This is a genomic window from Delftia acidovorans SPH-1 (genome assembly GCF_000018665.1).
GTDB classification, from domain to species: Bacteria; Pseudomonadota; Gammaproteobacteria; order Burkholderiales; family Burkholderiaceae_C; genus Comamonas; species Comamonas acidovorans.
Genome location: NC_010002.1, coordinates 667379 through 682770 on the forward strand (window position 1 = coordinate 667379; position 15392 = coordinate 682770).

14 protein-coding genes are annotated in these 15392 nt (G+C 56.4%); 4 read left to right on the forward strand and 10 right to left on the reverse strand.

What is annotated here, in order from left to right:
* Positions 1–8: 8 nt before the first annotated feature.
* Complete coding sequence (gene motA, locus DACI_RS03065; RefSeq protein WP_012202536.1) at positions 9–869, reverse strand: flagellar motor stator protein MotA; 861 nt, start codon at positions 867–869, stop codon at positions 9–11.
* A gap of 375 nt (positions 870–1244) precedes the next feature.
* Here motA and DACI_RS03070 point away from each other — a divergent pair, with 375 nt between their 5' ends.
* Positions 1245–2906 (forward strand): O-linked N-acetylglucosamine transferase, SPINDLY family protein, encoded by a 1662-nt coding sequence (locus tag DACI_RS03070; protein WP_012202537.1) that lies wholly within the window; start codon positions 1245–1247, stop codon positions 2904–2906.
* On the forward strand, positions 2903–4108 hold the full coding sequence (locus tag DACI_RS30900) for a DegT/DnrJ/EryC1/StrS family aminotransferase (RefSeq protein ID WP_012202538.1): 1206 nt from the start codon (positions 2903–2905) through the stop codon (positions 4106–4108). Before DACI_RS03070 ends, DACI_RS30900 begins: the two co-directional genes overlap by 4 nt.
* Positions 4109–4145: 37 nt before the next feature.
* Here the strand turns inward: DACI_RS30900 and DACI_RS30905 are convergent, their stop codons facing one another.
* Genes DACI_RS30905 through DACI_RS03100 form a run of 9 tightly spaced genes read right to left on the reverse strand, consistent with a single transcriptional unit; the run spans position 4146 to position 11010 of the window.
* Complete coding sequence (locus tag DACI_RS30905) at positions 4146–4766, reverse strand: LbetaH domain-containing protein (protein ID WP_080518163.1); 621 nt, start codon at positions 4764–4766, stop codon at positions 4146–4148.
* Positions 4767–4778: 12 nt separating this feature from the next.
* The gene (locus DACI_RS31810; RefSeq protein WP_012202540.1) at positions 4779–5747 is read right to left on the reverse strand and encodes a hypothetical protein; all 969 of its coding nucleotides are present in this window, start codon (positions 5745–5747) and stop codon (positions 4779–4781) included.
* A gap of 2 nt (positions 5748–5749) precedes the next feature.
* The gene (locus tag DACI_RS30910) at positions 5750–6415 is read right to left on the reverse strand and encodes a class I SAM-dependent methyltransferase (protein ID WP_012202541.1); all 666 of its coding nucleotides are present in this window, start codon (positions 6413–6415) and stop codon (positions 5750–5752) included.
* A 35-nt stretch (positions 6416–6450) separates the two neighbouring features.
* Positions 6451–7650, reverse strand: coding sequence for an aromatic ring-hydroxylating oxygenase subunit alpha (locus DACI_RS30915; RefSeq protein ID WP_225971027.1), 1200 nt, complete (start codon positions 7648–7650; stop codon positions 6451–6453).
* Positions 7601–8251 carry an acetyltransferase gene (locus DACI_RS03080; protein ID WP_012202543.1) on the reverse strand — a complete coding sequence of 217 codons (651 nt, stop codon included), beginning with the start codon at positions 8249–8251 and terminating at the stop codon, positions 7601–7603. The genes DACI_RS30915 and DACI_RS03080 overlap by 50 nt, the downstream gene beginning before the upstream one ends.
* Complete coding sequence (locus tag DACI_RS03085) at positions 8251–8988, reverse strand: SDR family NAD(P)-dependent oxidoreductase (protein ID WP_012202544.1); 738 nt, start codon at positions 8986–8988, stop codon at positions 8251–8253. Before DACI_RS03085 ends, DACI_RS03080 begins: the two co-directional genes overlap by 1 nt.
* Positions 8985–9746 carry an SDR family NAD(P)-dependent oxidoreductase gene (locus DACI_RS03090; RefSeq protein ID WP_012202545.1) on the reverse strand — a complete coding sequence of 254 codons (762 nt, stop codon included), beginning with the start codon at positions 9744–9746 and terminating at the stop codon, positions 8985–8987. Before DACI_RS03090 ends, DACI_RS03085 begins: the two co-directional genes overlap by 4 nt.
* Complete coding sequence (locus DACI_RS03095; protein WP_012202546.1) at positions 9743–10780, reverse strand: ketoacyl-ACP synthase III; 1038 nt, start codon at positions 10778–10780, stop codon at positions 9743–9745. The genes DACI_RS03090 and DACI_RS03095 overlap by 4 nt, the downstream gene beginning before the upstream one ends.
* 5 nt (positions 10781–10785) lie before the next feature.
* Positions 10786–11010, reverse strand: coding sequence for an acyl carrier protein (locus DACI_RS03100; RefSeq protein WP_012202547.1), 225 nt, complete (start codon positions 11008–11010; stop codon positions 10786–10788).
* 356 nt (positions 11011–11366) lie between these two features.
* Between DACI_RS03100 and DACI_RS03105 the strand changes: the two genes are divergently transcribed.
* Complete coding sequence (locus DACI_RS03105) at positions 11367–14171, forward strand: O-linked N-acetylglucosamine transferase family protein (RefSeq protein WP_043780481.1); 2805 nt, start codon at positions 11367–11369, stop codon at positions 14169–14171.
* A gap of 248 nt (positions 14172–14419) precedes the next feature.
* A complete protein-coding gene (locus DACI_RS03110) occupies positions 14420–15271 on the forward strand; it encodes a flagellin domain-containing protein (RefSeq protein WP_012202549.1) in 852 nt (283 codons plus the stop codon).
* The last annotated feature ends 121 nt before the right edge of the window (positions 15272–15392 follow it).

Consider the following 15392-nt stretch of genomic DNA (forward strand, 5'->3'; position numbering starts at 1 on the left):
ACGCAGGATTACTTCTTGCCCTTGACGTGGGTTTCCAGTTCAAGGAACCCGGGACGTTCGGTGGAGAACAGCACCTTGCGGCCGAACTCGATGGCCGTGGCGGGGTTGTAGCCCTGCATGCTGGCCAGCAAGGTGGTCTTGATGCACTCCAGTTCCTTGGCAGCATCCTGGGCGCGTTGCTCCACCAGGCCGGCCATGGGCTCCACCAGCGCATAGGCCAGCAAAATGCCCAGGAAGGTACCGACCAGGGCCGAGGCGATCATGCCGCCCAGCACGGAAGGCGGCTGGCCCACCGAGCCCATGGTGTTCACCACACCGAGCACGGCGGCAATGATCCCGAAGGCGGGCAGGGCGCCGGCCAGGCGGGTCAACGCATTGACCGGGGCATGCGCTTCGGCATGATGCGCCTCGATCTCGCTGTCCATCAGCGACTCGATCTCGTGGGAGTTGAGGTTGCCCGACACCATCATGCGCAGGTAGTCGGTCAGGAACTCCACCACATGGTGGTCGGCCAGCAGCTCGGGGTACTTGGTGAAGATGGGCGACTCGTTGGGTGCCTCCACATCGCTTTCGATGGACATCAGGCCCTCCTTGCGGGCCTTTTGCAGAATCTCGTACAGCAGCGCCATCAGCTCCATGAAGCGGGCCTTGGTGTAGCGCGAACTCTTCATCACGCCAGGGATGGCCTTGGCCGTGGCCTTGAGCACCTTGGGCTGGTTGCACACGATGAAGGCGCCGATGGCGCCGCCGCCGATGGTCACCATCTCGAAGGGCAGGGCCTTGAGAATGACCTGGACGTTGCCCCCGTGCAGCACATAGGTGCCGAAGATGCAACCGAAGGCGACGATGTATCCGATGATGACAAGCATGGGAGTGGATTCTGTCAGAGGTGTCCCGATGGAAAAGTCGGAACTGGCTTGGAAATGCGCGCTTGTTTTGACACTGGGCCGTGGCGGGGTGGCGGCCATCGACGAACCCATGGCTTGTCAAGCTATCGACCGCAGGCATCAATACTTGAGAGCCCTGAGATGCAGGTGTAAACGCGCCGCTGCGCGCCAAAAGCCCAAAAAGGCCGGCAAATCGGTGCCTGTTTGAGTCTTGCAAGGCGGGCGCTTAATAGCGGATCGCGCGGCGCGCATGCGAGGATAGTCGGCACAGTTTTATTCTTTGTGTCACCGCGCGCACAAGCGTGCGGACCGCGGGCCGACCGTGGGCCGGCCTGATACTTCCTCTGCTGCATCGCCATGCCATCTTCACCTCTTGCCAACGCCTTTGCTGCCGCTGCGCAGCCGCCCAGCATCGACAGCGAGCTGACCCGCATCCGCGCCATGGTCGATCGCGCGCAGTTCCTGGAGGCACTGTCGGATCTGGCGCAACTGGTGGCCCGGGACCCGCGCAACTCCAAGGTCTGGCTGCACATCGGCTTTGTCTACGTGCGCATGAGCATCTGGCCGCAGGCCATGGAAGCGTTGCAGATGGCCTTGGAGATAGAGCCTCGCATGCCCAACGCCCAGCGCCTGCTGGCGCTGGCCCTGTTCAGCACGGGGCGCAGGCAGGAGGCCTGCGACCTGATCGACGACGCCTGCCGCCATGCCAAGAACGAGAACACGCACTGGATGACGCGGGCCTACATCCACTCGCACACCAGCAGCGATCCGCTCAAGTCGCTGGAAGTGGCGCGTGACTGGGGCCGGCGCTTCGCCGACCCGCTGACCCGCAACGCCAAGCCCTTTCCGCCGCGCGATCGCAACCCGCGCAAAAAGCTCAAGGTCGGCTATGTCACGGCCGACTTCCGCCAGCACTCGGTGGCCTTCTTCATGCGGCCCGTGCTGGAACACCACAACCCGGACAACGTCGAGATCCACGTCTACTCCAGCGGCCGCCCCGACAAGATGACCGAGAAGCTGCGTGCCCTGGTGCCGCACTGGCACGATGCGGTCGAGCAGACCGACGACCAGCTCTACGAACAGATCCGCACCGACGGCATCGATGTGCTGGTGGACCTGTCCGGCTTCACCCTGGGCCACCGCCTGGAAGTCTTCGCCCGCCGCGCCGCACCCGTGCAGGTGACCTGGTTGGGCTATATGCATACGCTGGGGATGAAGGCCATGGATTACCGGTTGGTGGATCCGTCCATAGCCCCGCCGGCGCATGCTCCATATTATTCTGAAAAACTTTTTCAGATGCACTGTATGGCTAGCTACTCGCCTCCAGAGTACTCCCCGTTATGCGAAGAGCCACCGATGCTGCGCAACGGCTATCCAACGCTTATCTCGTTGAACAATTCGGCCAAGCTCACTGATGAAATGCTTACGGTTTGGTCGCGAATACTGCATGCACGCCAAGATGCTCGGCTGATCATCATGGTCAAGGAGCATGACCCTGATTCAGCGCAAGCTCACATGCAACCGCGTGTTGAAAAAGCCGGAATGCCGATGGACCGTGTTTCAGTGCTACATCAGCAGCCGCTGGATAGCTTTATGGAGCTCGGTCATATAGCCGATATTGCACTTGATACTCTGCCAATTTCTGGTGGCACAACAACTTTACATGCTTTATGGATGGGGTTGCAGATCGTAACTATGGATGCAGTACGAGGCGTGGATGCTTCTACGTCAAGAACCTTGCGCGGCTTGGGTTTTGATGGTGGTATCGCAAAGAATATAGATGACTATGTGCAGATCGTGCTGCACCTTATGAAGAGTCCGGATACTTTGGCATCGCAGCGCCGGGAAGCTCGTGCACGCCTTGAATCCAGCTTCTTGATGAACTATCCAGAGCGTACAGCGGAACTTGATAAATCATATCGACTAATGTGGATTAATTGGCTGCGAGAAGACTGCCAGATTTTGGATGCAGGGAAAGATCTCGAGCAGTTGCTGAAGAAGATGGACTCTGAAGTATGAAAAATCTGACTGATTCGGAATGGGTCCCATTGCTAGTGCCTGATATGCCTTCTCCGCAGGCCATGCTGCCTTGGTTGGAGCGCATACAAGAGGCGAAGCATTACTCTAATTTTGGGCCGCTAGTGCGTGAATTAGAAGCAGATTTTTCGATAAGATTCGGATTGCCTGTTGAGCAAGTGACTACTGTGGCGAATGCTACACAAGGTCTGGAATTGGTGTTACAGGCCTTGGACTTGCCTGCTGGTGCTCATGTGCTTGTGCCTTCTTTTACGTTCGTGGCCAGTGTTACGGCAGTATTGCGAGCAGGTTTTATCCCTGTGCTGGCAGATGTGGATCCACATAGCTGGATATTGACTCCGGAAATTGCACGCACCGCATGTGAATATATGCGAATAGATGCGGTGCTTACTGTGGCTACCTTTGGCACGCCGCATGATATGCAGGCTTGGGGAAATTTCGAGAAAATCACGGGCTTGCCTGTGATTGTTGATGCAGCAGCTGCTTTTGGCAGTCAATGGCTGAATGGAGCACAGGGAACCCTGGTTTTTAGCATGCATGCCACTAAGAGCTTACCCGCAGGCGAAGGAGGGCTGGTAGTTTCTTCCCGGATAGGATTGGCTCGCAAAGTGCGTCAGCTTTCCAATTTCGGTATAAACCTTGATCCAAAACTCGGATTGGCTGTCGGGACGCTGGCGTATGCTGGAACCAATGCCAAGATGAGCGAGTATCATGCAGCGATTGCTCTGGAGATGTTAACCCATTGGGAACTTCATGCTAGCGAACGTCGGTATTTGTATGCAGAGCTACGGCATAAACTGAATGCAGCTAGTGGTCAGAAAATTGTCTGGCAATATCAGGGTTGTGACCATTCGACGATAGCTCCTACGCTGATGTGCTTGCGCCTGCCCGATGAAGGCGCGCGTGATCGTCTGGAACAGGTGTGTCAGCAGGCTCGAATTATGACGCGACGCTGGTACCTGCCGCTCTTGGAGAATATGCCAATACTGCAGCGTCGCTGTATTGTGCTTGATACTCCTTGTGCGCAGGCGCTATCTCGTACGTTACTGGGTTTGCCATTTTTTGTGGGTATGTCGTCTTGCCAGCGGCAGCGGGTGCTAGAGGCAATGGAGATTTCGATGTCTCGCCCTTCGGTGCCCGTGAAAAGTGAGAAGAAATGTGGCGATGGGCCAGTTAATTCTTGAGCACTTAATTGACAGGGGACAAGACGAAGGCGCTGTCCTATCCATAGACGTAGATGGGGGAATCATAGCGAGGATCAAAGAATGTTCTTGCATCAATATCCTTGTCATAGCGCTGTGGCCATCCTAATTCACATCCGCGACCTATATTTACATTTCCAGCTATTATGGCGCCGCTGCGTAAGATGCTGTGAGCTCCAATTTGAGCACTATTTCCAACGATCGTCCCTGATTCAAGCCAGCAAGAAGATCGAATGTGTACGCTGCTGCCTATCTGTGTTCCGGACAGTAGCACACTGTTGTAGTCAATTCGACTGCCATGCCCGATTACTACACCATCTCCAATAAATGTGTTTGGTCCTATTCGAATATTGCTTGAAAGCATGGATCTAGGGCTGATGAATGATTCGAGCTTGAAGCCTCGGTCCAATGCGGATTGCATTAGCTCAACTCGTTTGAAATTTCCAAAGCGCTCGTCAAAAGCAACGAACGCCGTGCCTTCTCTCGGATCCAAGTTATCTAGCGAACCAAGTTCGAAGGAGTAGTCTTGCGCTTGTGGGACTTCTATTTTCTCGATGATAATCTCAGGGTAAGCCTGCTTCCAGGCATTAAATGCTATCTCCAAGTATATTCCGGCTCCAATAATCCATTTGTATTTCATGATAATCGCAGCTTAGGAGAATAACGTAGAAATCAAATGCTCTGGCTGAGTGTCTACCTGACGCAGAGATATCCTGAAATTCTGTCCCTCTAGAGCTTGGGCTAGATTGTGATAGTCAATAATGGATCGTTGCATCAACATTACAGCTGTGGATGTTTGGAGGTTACTTTTGATTCTCTGATACATGAATGATGTGGAATTGCTTAAATATGCAGTGCTTTCTGAGTTTTCGGCAGGTTGGTTTGCAATTGTAAGATGGTTTTGGAATATGTTTTTATAGAATTCCAGCGAATTTCCCAATTGATCTGCTACGGTGGAATTAATTATGATGTTGAAGGATTCACTATCATTCAATTGGCGAATTTTTATTAGAGAGTCTAAAAATAGGATGGGCGAATTTATTATCTGATAATTCTTTGGAAATCTTGTTTTCTGCACAAAGGATAAAGAATTGATCAGAAATTGACCTAAGCTGTTGTCATTGTCGAATTCCATCAAAGCATCCCATTTTGAATTGTGAAAAATAGAATGCAAAGTATTTGCCGTGGTATAGGATTCGGGATCCAGAAAGTTTCCGGAGATAAAAGATGGAGGGGTGAATTTGTGCAATGATCTTATGTCGGTTGCAGATATGTGTTTGAATGGAGTGCTAATTAGCTCTTGACTATCTTTCTCTATGATGGTGCGCAGAAATTCAGATATTTTTTGAGAATTAATATTATTTTTCTGGAAGAAGTTGGAAAAATCTTTAGATAATTCTTGGTTGGATGGTAAATAGCATTCTATGAATATGGTAGAGGGGTCAATTCTTTCAAGAACCTCATTGAAATCGAAAACGGGAATGCCTTCAATATTGCTGGGTATTTTTTTGGGATAAACGATGCCACTTAACTTCAGATGATGGGAATTTATTTTTAGGAATCGTTTGAAATGATTGAGGATCGGGGTTTGTAAGGCCCATCCGGCGGCGTAAATTTGCATATTTAATTCTTTCTGAATTCGAAAAACAGGGTGTCACCCTTATTGAGCTCTACGGGCTGATCGTTGCTGATTTGAAAAGGATAAAACAGGCAGGACTTTCCATCCTTCAGAATGCTACTATTGGTGGAGAAAGAGTTTATTTCAATCAAATTATTACTCTTGGCTAAATCTCTTATTTCTTCTGGTAGAAAATGTTTGTAGTGCCATATATATCCGTTGTATGGCATTATTTTTTCATGCGGTGATGATATGAATAGTGTTCCCCCGATCTTTAAGGACTGACTGAGAACCCAAAAAAAAGCTTCAAAATCTTTAACGTGCTCGAGAGACTCCATGCTTGTAATGAAGTCGAACGTGTTTTTTGGTAGATTAAAGGGGAATAGTTTGGCTGCCCAAATTATGTTTGGCGAAAGAATTTTGTTGCTGGCATTTTCAATTGCTTCTAATGACCCATCAATGGCCAATATGTTCCCTTGCGTAGTTTCTGCAAGAATTTCCGCGCCATAGCCAGATCCGCAGAATATATCTGCCCCATAGGGTGAGGCGTAAATTTCTTTTGCACGATTGGCGGCATATTTGTAACGCAACAGATGATCTCCTCCTATAAGGTTGAGATCTAATGTGGAGTATCTTTCACCACTTTTAAGCGAGTAATCTTTCTTTTGCATATTTAAAAGTATTTAGGCTTTACTCTCGGGTTATTTTATAGAGAATGCTGTGTATTCATCAAGGTTGTATACCAGCGCTCAACCAATCTATTCATGGATTCATAAGCTCCCTGTGTTGGTAGAGGTGCATCAATATGCAGCGCCGATTGGACTTGCTCCATTATTTCAATATCTTCACCAACTATAGCCTTGCTCCCGTGCATTTGAGCTAGGAGAATTTGGCTGGAAGACGCGTAGGATTGCTTTTTACGCGAGGTGAACCAATAGATTTCCAATTGAGTTCGGTCTGGTGCGATGGGGATATGATGTTCTAGAGTGAATGAGTAACCACCGTTAGCGCTGGCGATGTGCAGATTTGGATACGCCAGCCAGTTGTAATAAACATCCTGATATCTCCAGCGTTCCACCATATCATGCCAGCCGAAATGCTTTAGGTCAGGGATGGGGGCATCTGCGCCTCCGTAGCTGAAGCGCTGCATTTCATTTCTTAGAGAATAAGAGGATGTATTCACCAACTCCGACAACGATTCCTCTGCCTGATTTTTATCGACGGCAGGGGAAAAGTTAACGGTCTTGGCTAAAGTCTTTGGATGAACGAAGCGAGGATGGTTGGCATCTCGTAGGTTCTCATAGGCCAGTTTCCAGTTGTACCTTCCTTCCCATGTGGTGACCATGACTTCAGTATCATAGGCATCGGAGCTGTTCGCCAAGAGATGCAAAAATGCAGAGGAAAATTGCTCTTCAAGGGGCAGGGGATCGGCGTCTAGATTGATGAAGAGAATATTGCCCACAGCCCTCAGGGAAAACTCCCGTAACTTCAGGTTTTTGAGTTCACATTTTCCAAATTGGTAAAGCTGATCGCAATCTGGGATATTCGCAACTCGACCCTGAGCATCATATCTCCACGCATGATAAGCACAGACGAGTGGGCGGCAGCCCACAGGTTCTGTTTGCAGTAGTGCACTGCGATGCAGGCACACATTCTCGAATGCGCGGAGCTCACCATGAAAATTCTGAATAACTATAGGAATGCCTGCGATCTTGCGGGTGATAAAGGAGTTATTCTTTGGGAGCAAGGTCTTTAAGCCTGCGAACAACCATACCTTACGGAAGATTTTCAGCCGCTCTTGCTCGAAGATTTCAGTGGACAGGTAGTACCTGGGGTGCATCCGAGAGCGCATCAGTTCATTGATCTTTGAATGTGGGATGGAAAATGACCCTGGCTGGGTTGCCAAACACTGTCGCCCCAGCAGGAACATCCTTGATAACTACCGCTCCAGCACCTACTGTGGCACCTTCGCCAATCTGGAGTCCGGGCAAGATGGTCGCGTGAGGATGGACCACAACCTGAGCGCCAATTCGTGCCCCACCACCGATAAACACCATGGCACCAATTTGGGCGTAGTCGCCGATATAGGCATCATGCCCGACGACGGTCATGGTGTGAATGTTTGCGAAATCGCCAATCCATACATCGGGACTGATCTGAACTCGGCTGCAGAGGATGCAGCCCTTTCCGATGCGAATCCTGGGGTTAAGGAAGGCCCCCGTAAGCAAGGGAATGAACTCCGTGCCTCGTGCGAGCAGGGGCTGGGAATAATCGTGCCTTGCGGCAGGAGCGCCTATCGCGCATACAAAGGCGTCTTCTGAGGCTGGCTCATAGTCCAGCGGGCTGCCAAGAATGGGGGTGTCACATCCGGTATCACCCAGCACTCCCGGGCGGCTGTCTAGAAAACCTTTGATTGTCCAGTCTTTGCCATTGGCGGGGTCATCCTGCATTTGTGCAAGGACTTCGCGTCCCCATCCCCCCGCACCAATGATCAGTATCTTGTGCATCAAAGAATCGCTCCGCCATCCATGACCAGACTGGTTCCAGTAACCCAGCGGCTTGCGTCAGAAAGCAGGTACACCGCCGCATTGGCGACGTCCTCCGGGGTGCCGAGGCCTAGAGGGTGTCGGGTTTTCTGGGCTTCAAGCTGGTCGGTTCCCCACATCGGCGTTGCCACGGCCGAAGGGGATATGCCGTTGACCCTGATCTTGCGCTTGGCCTGCTCCAGTGCCAGACAGCGAATAATGCCCGTCAGGCCTGCCTTCATTGCCGAGTAGGGACCTACGCCGCGAGTGCCGATGTGTGCGGCCGTGGAGAGCAGAAAAATGATGGGCCCGTTCGGTTCGAGCGCTCCTGTCTGGAGCAGGCGCTGGGTCAACATGACAGGCGCGAGAAAGTTGATGGCATACATGTCTGTCATCGCTTGCTCACTGAGCTGCCGGATTGGGCAATGCTTTTGCTGTCCCGCGCAATGCACCAAACCATTGACTGATGAAGCAATTGTCACCAGGCGCTCGCGGTCTGCCTGAGAGGTCAGATCTGCCGACATCTGTACATGGTCGGCCCCCTTCTTCAACCGGGCGTAAGTCTCTTCGAGTCTGTTTGCGTCGCGTCCCGTGATGATCAGGCGAGCTCCGCGCTGGGCACAAGTGATTGCAGTCTGCCGTCCAAGGCCGGAAGACGCACCAGTGACAAGAATCGTCTTGCCTTTGAGAGTGAACGGATCGTGCACTGGGGCATTCATGCGTAAATGTCCATGGGAATGGTCAGACCACCGTCAACGATGAAATAGTTGCGCGTCAACCAGCGGCTTGCGTCCGAGAGGTAGAACACCGCCGCATAGGCGACATCTTCTGGCTCGCCCAGTCCGAGAGGTGCCAGCTCAAGCAGGCTGCCCATGTTGGCGCCGCCCTGACTCAAGCCATCGAGCAAGGGCGTGCGGACATAGCCGGGTGCAATGCAGTTGGCTCGTATACCTTGCTTGGCCACTTCCTGACCCAGAGTGCGGACGGCTCCCAGCAATGCGGCCTTGCTTGCCGCGTAGGCAGCGCTGGCCATGGGGCCGATGTGCGACGCGACCGATGTAACGAAGACGATGGAGCCCTGAGGGGAAATGCGCTTTTTGGCTAGCAACCCTTTGGTCAGCAGAATCGGTGCGAAAGTATTGCTGGCAAAAATTTCGTCCAGGTGCGTCTCATTGACCATGCGAAACGGCACGAGCTTGGAAATTCCTGCCGCGTGCACTACGCCATGGAGCACGCCTGCCGCCGTGACAAGACTGTCCAAATCTGCCGCATTGGAAAGGTCGGCAACGATGGATTGATGTCCATCGCCCCGCAGTGCCTCGTAGGTGGAGGCCAACCGGTCAGGGTTCCGGCCGGTGATGACCAGTTCAGCGCCTTGCTCGGCGCAGGAAATGGCAATCTGCCTGCCTATGCCGGAAGAAGCGCCGGTGACGAGAATTCGCTTGCCCGCCAGCGAGAAGGGATCGGGGGTGCTCATTGCTCGACCATTGCTGGAAAGCGGGCGCTTTCTATGTCCACGATGGCCGTTCCCCAGGAAAGACCAATGCCAAAGCCGCACAGCAGCAGTCTGGCCCGGGCTCCGTCCAGCTGTTCGTGCAGGCGGGCAGTCACGGTGACCGGCAGCGAGGCGCCGCTTGTGTTGCCGAAATCGTGCAAAGTGGAAGGCACCTTTTCTGCAGGCAGCCCCAGCTTCTTGCGGATGGTCTCGTTGATCATCCGATTGGCCTGGTGAAAGATGAAATGGTCGATGCTGTCCTTGGATGTCCCAGTGTGCTCCAACAGCTTTTCGACCGATGGCGGGATGCGCTGGGTGGAGAAGCTCAATACGGCGGGGCCGTCGAGGATCAGATCCATGGGGGAGCGCAGCACGCCATGCTGATCGCGTGTCGCCATGAGGTGCTCCACGCCAAAGGGCTCACGATGCCCGCCTGCCGGCAGCATGATGGCGCGGTAACCGCTTCCGTCACTATTGAGGTCGAAGTGCATGGGTGCTGCGCCGGGCGAGAACTCCAGGGCGGTAGCAGTACCTGCGTCAGAGAACAGAGGGTCCTTGACACTGCCGGACTTGTCTCCAACCAGCACCAAGCCCTTTTTGATGCCTCCAGCCGAGATCATGCTGCTCAGCAGATGCAGACCGAATGGATAGCCTGAACAACCCAGGTTGACGTCGAAGGCGATGGTCGTATGAGGCAGGCCCAGACGGTCCTGCATGATGATGGCGGTAGCCGGAATTAAGTAGTCCGGCGACTGGGTGACGACGATCAGTGCATCAATCTCTTCGCGCTGCCACTGCAGATCTTCGAGCAGTTTTTCGGCGGCAGCCAAGGCCAGGTCGGAAAAGCATTGCCATTCAGAGCACAGGCGCCGGGTCTGGATACCGATGTTGCGTACCAGCCTTTCTCGCTCCGAGCGTTGCGACGGTGGACAGTCCTCCAGATTGGAGACCAACCGCTTAGGAACGCAACTGGCCATGCCCGCAAAGCGGACGTTGTGCAGAGTGGACAGCGCCATGGTGTTTATCCCAGCAGCTTGTAGAGGTCGGTGATCGTCGAGCAGTTCTTGAGGTCGTCACCGGTGATGGTCTTGCCGTAGTCGACATCGAACATGACGATCACGCCCAGCGCAGCCAGGGAGTCCCACTCGGGCAGGCTCCTGAGCTCGGTTTCGGGGGTCACTTCGACGGCCTCCTGGAAGTCCACGGCGGTCAGAAAGCTTTCGATGAATTGGTCAATGGAGGGCATGGGATGGGTTCCTGAAAAAGGGCTACGCGCCTGTCTATGAGGGCAGACGCTTCGATGAATTTTCGCAGAGCGCCTCTGCGCCGGAAGGGTGAAACTGTAGGCGAAAGCGAGTCCTGTTCCGATGCTGTGCGGGGCGATGCTGTCTTGGCGGACCCCGGGGATGATGGCATATGGCTCCTTGGCGCTTCCTGTTTTGTAGCAGGCAGTAGCCGGGCCGCCTGGTAAAAGTGGAAGAAATGCGGTTTGCGCCCGCTTATCCAGGGGCCGTGTTTGCCGGCTTGCCTGCACGATGGCGGTATTTGTGCGGGTGTCGGCTTGGGGCCGGGCCTGTGGTGGGGCGCTTGCCCGCAACCTTGATGACCAAGATGAATACGAACGAGCATTTGCAGCAGGCCCGCCAGTTGCATGACCAGTGGCAGTTCGAGCAGGCTCGCCAAGCCTATGAAAAGGTGCTGGAGCAGGAGCCTGCCCATGCCGAAGCCCTGCACGGCATGGCCCAGTTGCTGGGTCTGCACCAGCTGCGCAGCGCAGAGGCGCTGCCCTATCTGGAGGCGGCCATCGGCGTGCGGCCTGCGGATTTTGGCTACTGGCGCCTGTACATCCACATGCTGATCCGTGAGGGGCTGTTGGACATGGCCATCTCGCTGATCGACGTGGCACGGGCCAACGGCATGCAGGAGATTGCGCTGGAGCAGCTGGAAAAGGATGTGGCTCTGGTGCAGGGCGCCCAGGCCGCAGCGCTTCTGGAGGAGCAGGCCGCGCGTTGGCCGCTGGGGCCTGCTGAGCCGGAGATGGCGCCTGCTGCCGGCGATGGCCGGGGCCGGGTGCCCGAGGCGCAGCTGCGGCTGCTGATGCAGCTGTTCGCCCAGCGCGAGCATGCCGAGGTCAGTCAGCTGGCGGGGTCGCTGGTTCGCCAGTATCCCAGGAGCGGCTTGGTCTGGAAGCTCAAGGCGGCAGCCGATCATGCGAACGGCCGCATCGAGGCGGCCCTGCAGGCAGCGCGCCAGGCAGCCGTTCTGCTGCCGCGCGATGCCGAGGTGCAGTTCAACCTGGGTGGTATCTGCCTGCAGGCAGGCCACGCGGCCGAGGCCGAGCGTGCGATGCGCGCGGCTTTGGCGCTGCGGCCGCATTGGACCCGGGCTTTCTCGCATCTGGGCGATGCGCTTTGTGCCCAGGACCGTACCGATGACAGCCTGCCTTGCTACGTGAGCGCGCTGCTGCTCGATCCCGAGGATGTGGACACGCTGTCGCGGCTGACCGCTGCGCTGCAGAAGACCGGACGGCTGCAGGAGTGCGCACAGTTCCTGGTGCTGCTCATGCAGCAGCGGCCAGAGGATCTGCGACTGTGCCTGGCCAGCGCCCATGTGCTGGGCGAGGCTGGCTGGGTCTTGCAGGCTGAAACCGCGTATCGGATGGCGCTGCAGATCGAGCCTGAAAGTCTGGAGCTGCTGCTGCATCTCGCAATGCTGCTGTGCTCCGGGGGGCGGCTGGGAGAGGCCGAAACCTGCTTGCGCAAGGCGCTGCAATTGCGCCCCGACAATGCCGTGCTCCACTGCGAGACGGCCTTCGCGCTGTTTGCCCAGAAAAAATGGGAGCAGGCGCTGGAACTGCTCGAAGAGGCGCTGCGCATCGAGCCCGACAATGCCCGCGCGCACATGCTTCGTTGCCAGGTCCTGCTGGAGACAGGTGATCTGCCCCGGCTCGACCGGGCCTTGAATGAAGCGCTGGAGCGCTTGCCCGGTGACCGGGAACTGATGTTCCAGCGTGCCGCCTACTGGGACCGCTGCGGCGATGCCCAGCGCCACATGCAACAGCTGGATGAACTGGTGAAGCTGCACCCGGACTACGAGCCCGCCTACAGCGCTCGCCTGTTCGCCATGATCCATTCGCCTGAGGCCAGTGCAGCCTCGGTGGGCCGGGCCAACCGCGAATATGGCGCGCTCATGCGGCGCCACTCCGCGGGGAAGCAAGGGACCGGGCATGACAATGCCCGCGACCCCGGCAAGACATTGCGCCTGGGCTTTGTGTCCGGCGATCTTCGCGCCCATGCGGCCGCCAAGTTCTTCCTGCCGGTGATGCGCGAGCTGTCCCGGCACAGCGATCTGGTGTGCGTTGCCTATTGCAACAACGAGATCCACGACGAAGTCACCAAGGAGTTCCAGGGCCTGTTCCAGCTGTGGCGCGGTATCCGGGATATGAATGCGCAGTCGCTGTCGAACCTGGTGCGGGCTGACGGCATCGATATCCTGATCGATCTGAGCGGCCATACGCGCGGGCACCGGCTGGATCTGTTTGCCGCCAAGCCCGCACCGCTGCAGATGACCTGGATAGGCAACCCCGGCAGCACGGGCCTGGAGAGCATGGACTACATCGTGCTCAGCGACCTGATCCTGGAAGATGAACTGCTCAAGACCCAGCTGACGGAGCGGCTGATGCGAGTTCCGCTGGCCTACGTCTTCGACGGAGGCATCCACCAGGAGGCCGTGGCGCCACTGCCGGCGCTGCGCAACGGGCATTTGACGTTTGGCTCCTTCAACCGTTTGTCCAAGATCAACCGCAAGGTGGTTTCTGTCTGGGGTGAGGTGCTGCGCACGCTGCCCACGGCGCGGCTGAAGATCGCGGCCTGCCCCCGTTCCGGTCCTCCGCAGCACCTGCGCGAATGGCTGGCCGAGGAGGGCGTGGCCGCGCAGCGCGTCGATTTTGTGGAGCAGATGGGATTCGAGCACTATCTGCGGGCCCACCATGACATAGACATCTGCCTGGATACCTTGCCTTTTACGGGCGGAGTGGTCACCAACCACGCCCTGTGGATGGGCGTGCCCACGCTGACGCTGATGGGGGAACTGCTGGCGGGGCGGCAGTCGGCCGAAGTGATGGCTCGTGTGGGCCTGGACCAGGGCTTTGCAGCACGGGACCTGGCGCAGCTGCTGGACCAGGCTGCGTTCTGGCAGGCACATTTGCCGCAGCTGCAGCAGATACGCCAGGGGCTGCGCGAACGCCTGCAGGACCAGGAGCCGCAACAGGCGGACATCGTGGCGCGCTCGGTGGCGATGGGAATGCGCCAGGCCTGGGCCCGCTGGTGCCAGGGACAGGAGCCTGTGGATCTGCGTGTCTCCTATGAGGATCTGGGTCTGGCCGCTCCCGTGGCGCCCGTTTTGTAACAGCGAACCATGCACCGCGCGGATGGCCATGCCGCGCGGTGCAAAAAATCTTGTGAAGTCCCCCTAAAGTTCGCCGGGGCAGCTCCGAAAACCAACTCAGCAGAGGGACAAAAAGTCCTGAGCCCACCAAAAGCCGCGTAATTCGATGTGAAAGCGGCCGATGGTCGGATTGGGCCGCCGCCGCCCGCCTTGCGATAAGCGAGGGCACCGTGGCGGCGACGTAACTGACTTTACTAGGAGTTGTCACCATGGCCATGTCTATCAACACCAACGTGCAATCGCTGAACGCTCAGCGCAACCTGTCGACTTCGCAAAGCTCGTTGTCCACCACCATGCAGCGCCTGTCGTCCGGCCTGCGCGTCAACAGCGCCAAGGATGACGCCGCTGGCCTGGCCATCGCAGAACGCATGAACGCCCAGGTTCGCGGCATGAACGTGGCAGTGCGCAACGCCAACGACGGCGTGTCGATGGCGCAGACCGCTGAAGGCGCCCTGTCCAAGGTGACCGACGCTCTGCAGCGTATGCGTGAACTGGCTGTGCAGGCCCGTAACGGCACCAACGGCGCCAAGGACCAGGTTTCGCTGAACAAGGAATTCGTCGAGCTGGGCAAGGAAATCGACCGCGTGATCAAGGGCGCTGATTTCAACGGCAAGAAGATCCTGAGCACCGACTCCGGCGCCATCAACTTCCAGGTCGGCGCCAACACCTCGGCCAACGACTCGATCACCGTTACCACGAGCGACCTGGGCACGAACGCCGACATCACCGGCATCACCAGCGCCTCTATCGGTTCCGATGCCACCACGGCTCTGGACGCTACCGCCCTGGCCACCGTGATCTCCAACCTGGACACGGCTCTGGACACGGTCAACTCCGAGCGCGCCGTGCTGGGTGCCACGCAGAACCGCTTCGAGGCCGTGGTCTCGAACCTGCAAGTGGCTTCCGAGAACACCGCTTCGGCCCGTAGCCGCATCATGGATGCCGACTTCGCGTCGGAAACCGCCAACCTGAGCCGCTCGCAGATCCTGCAGCAAGCCGGCACGGCGATGGTGGCCCAGGCCAACCAGCTGCCCCAGGGCGTCCTGGCCCTGCTGCGCTGATCGCAGTACGAGTCCGGCTGCCTTCCCAAGCAGGAGGCGGCCGGAATTCTCCAGGCCCCAGGCATCTGCCTGGGGTTTTTTTATGGCCGAAAGAGTGGGCGAAGAGGGTGTTCGAAGGGTG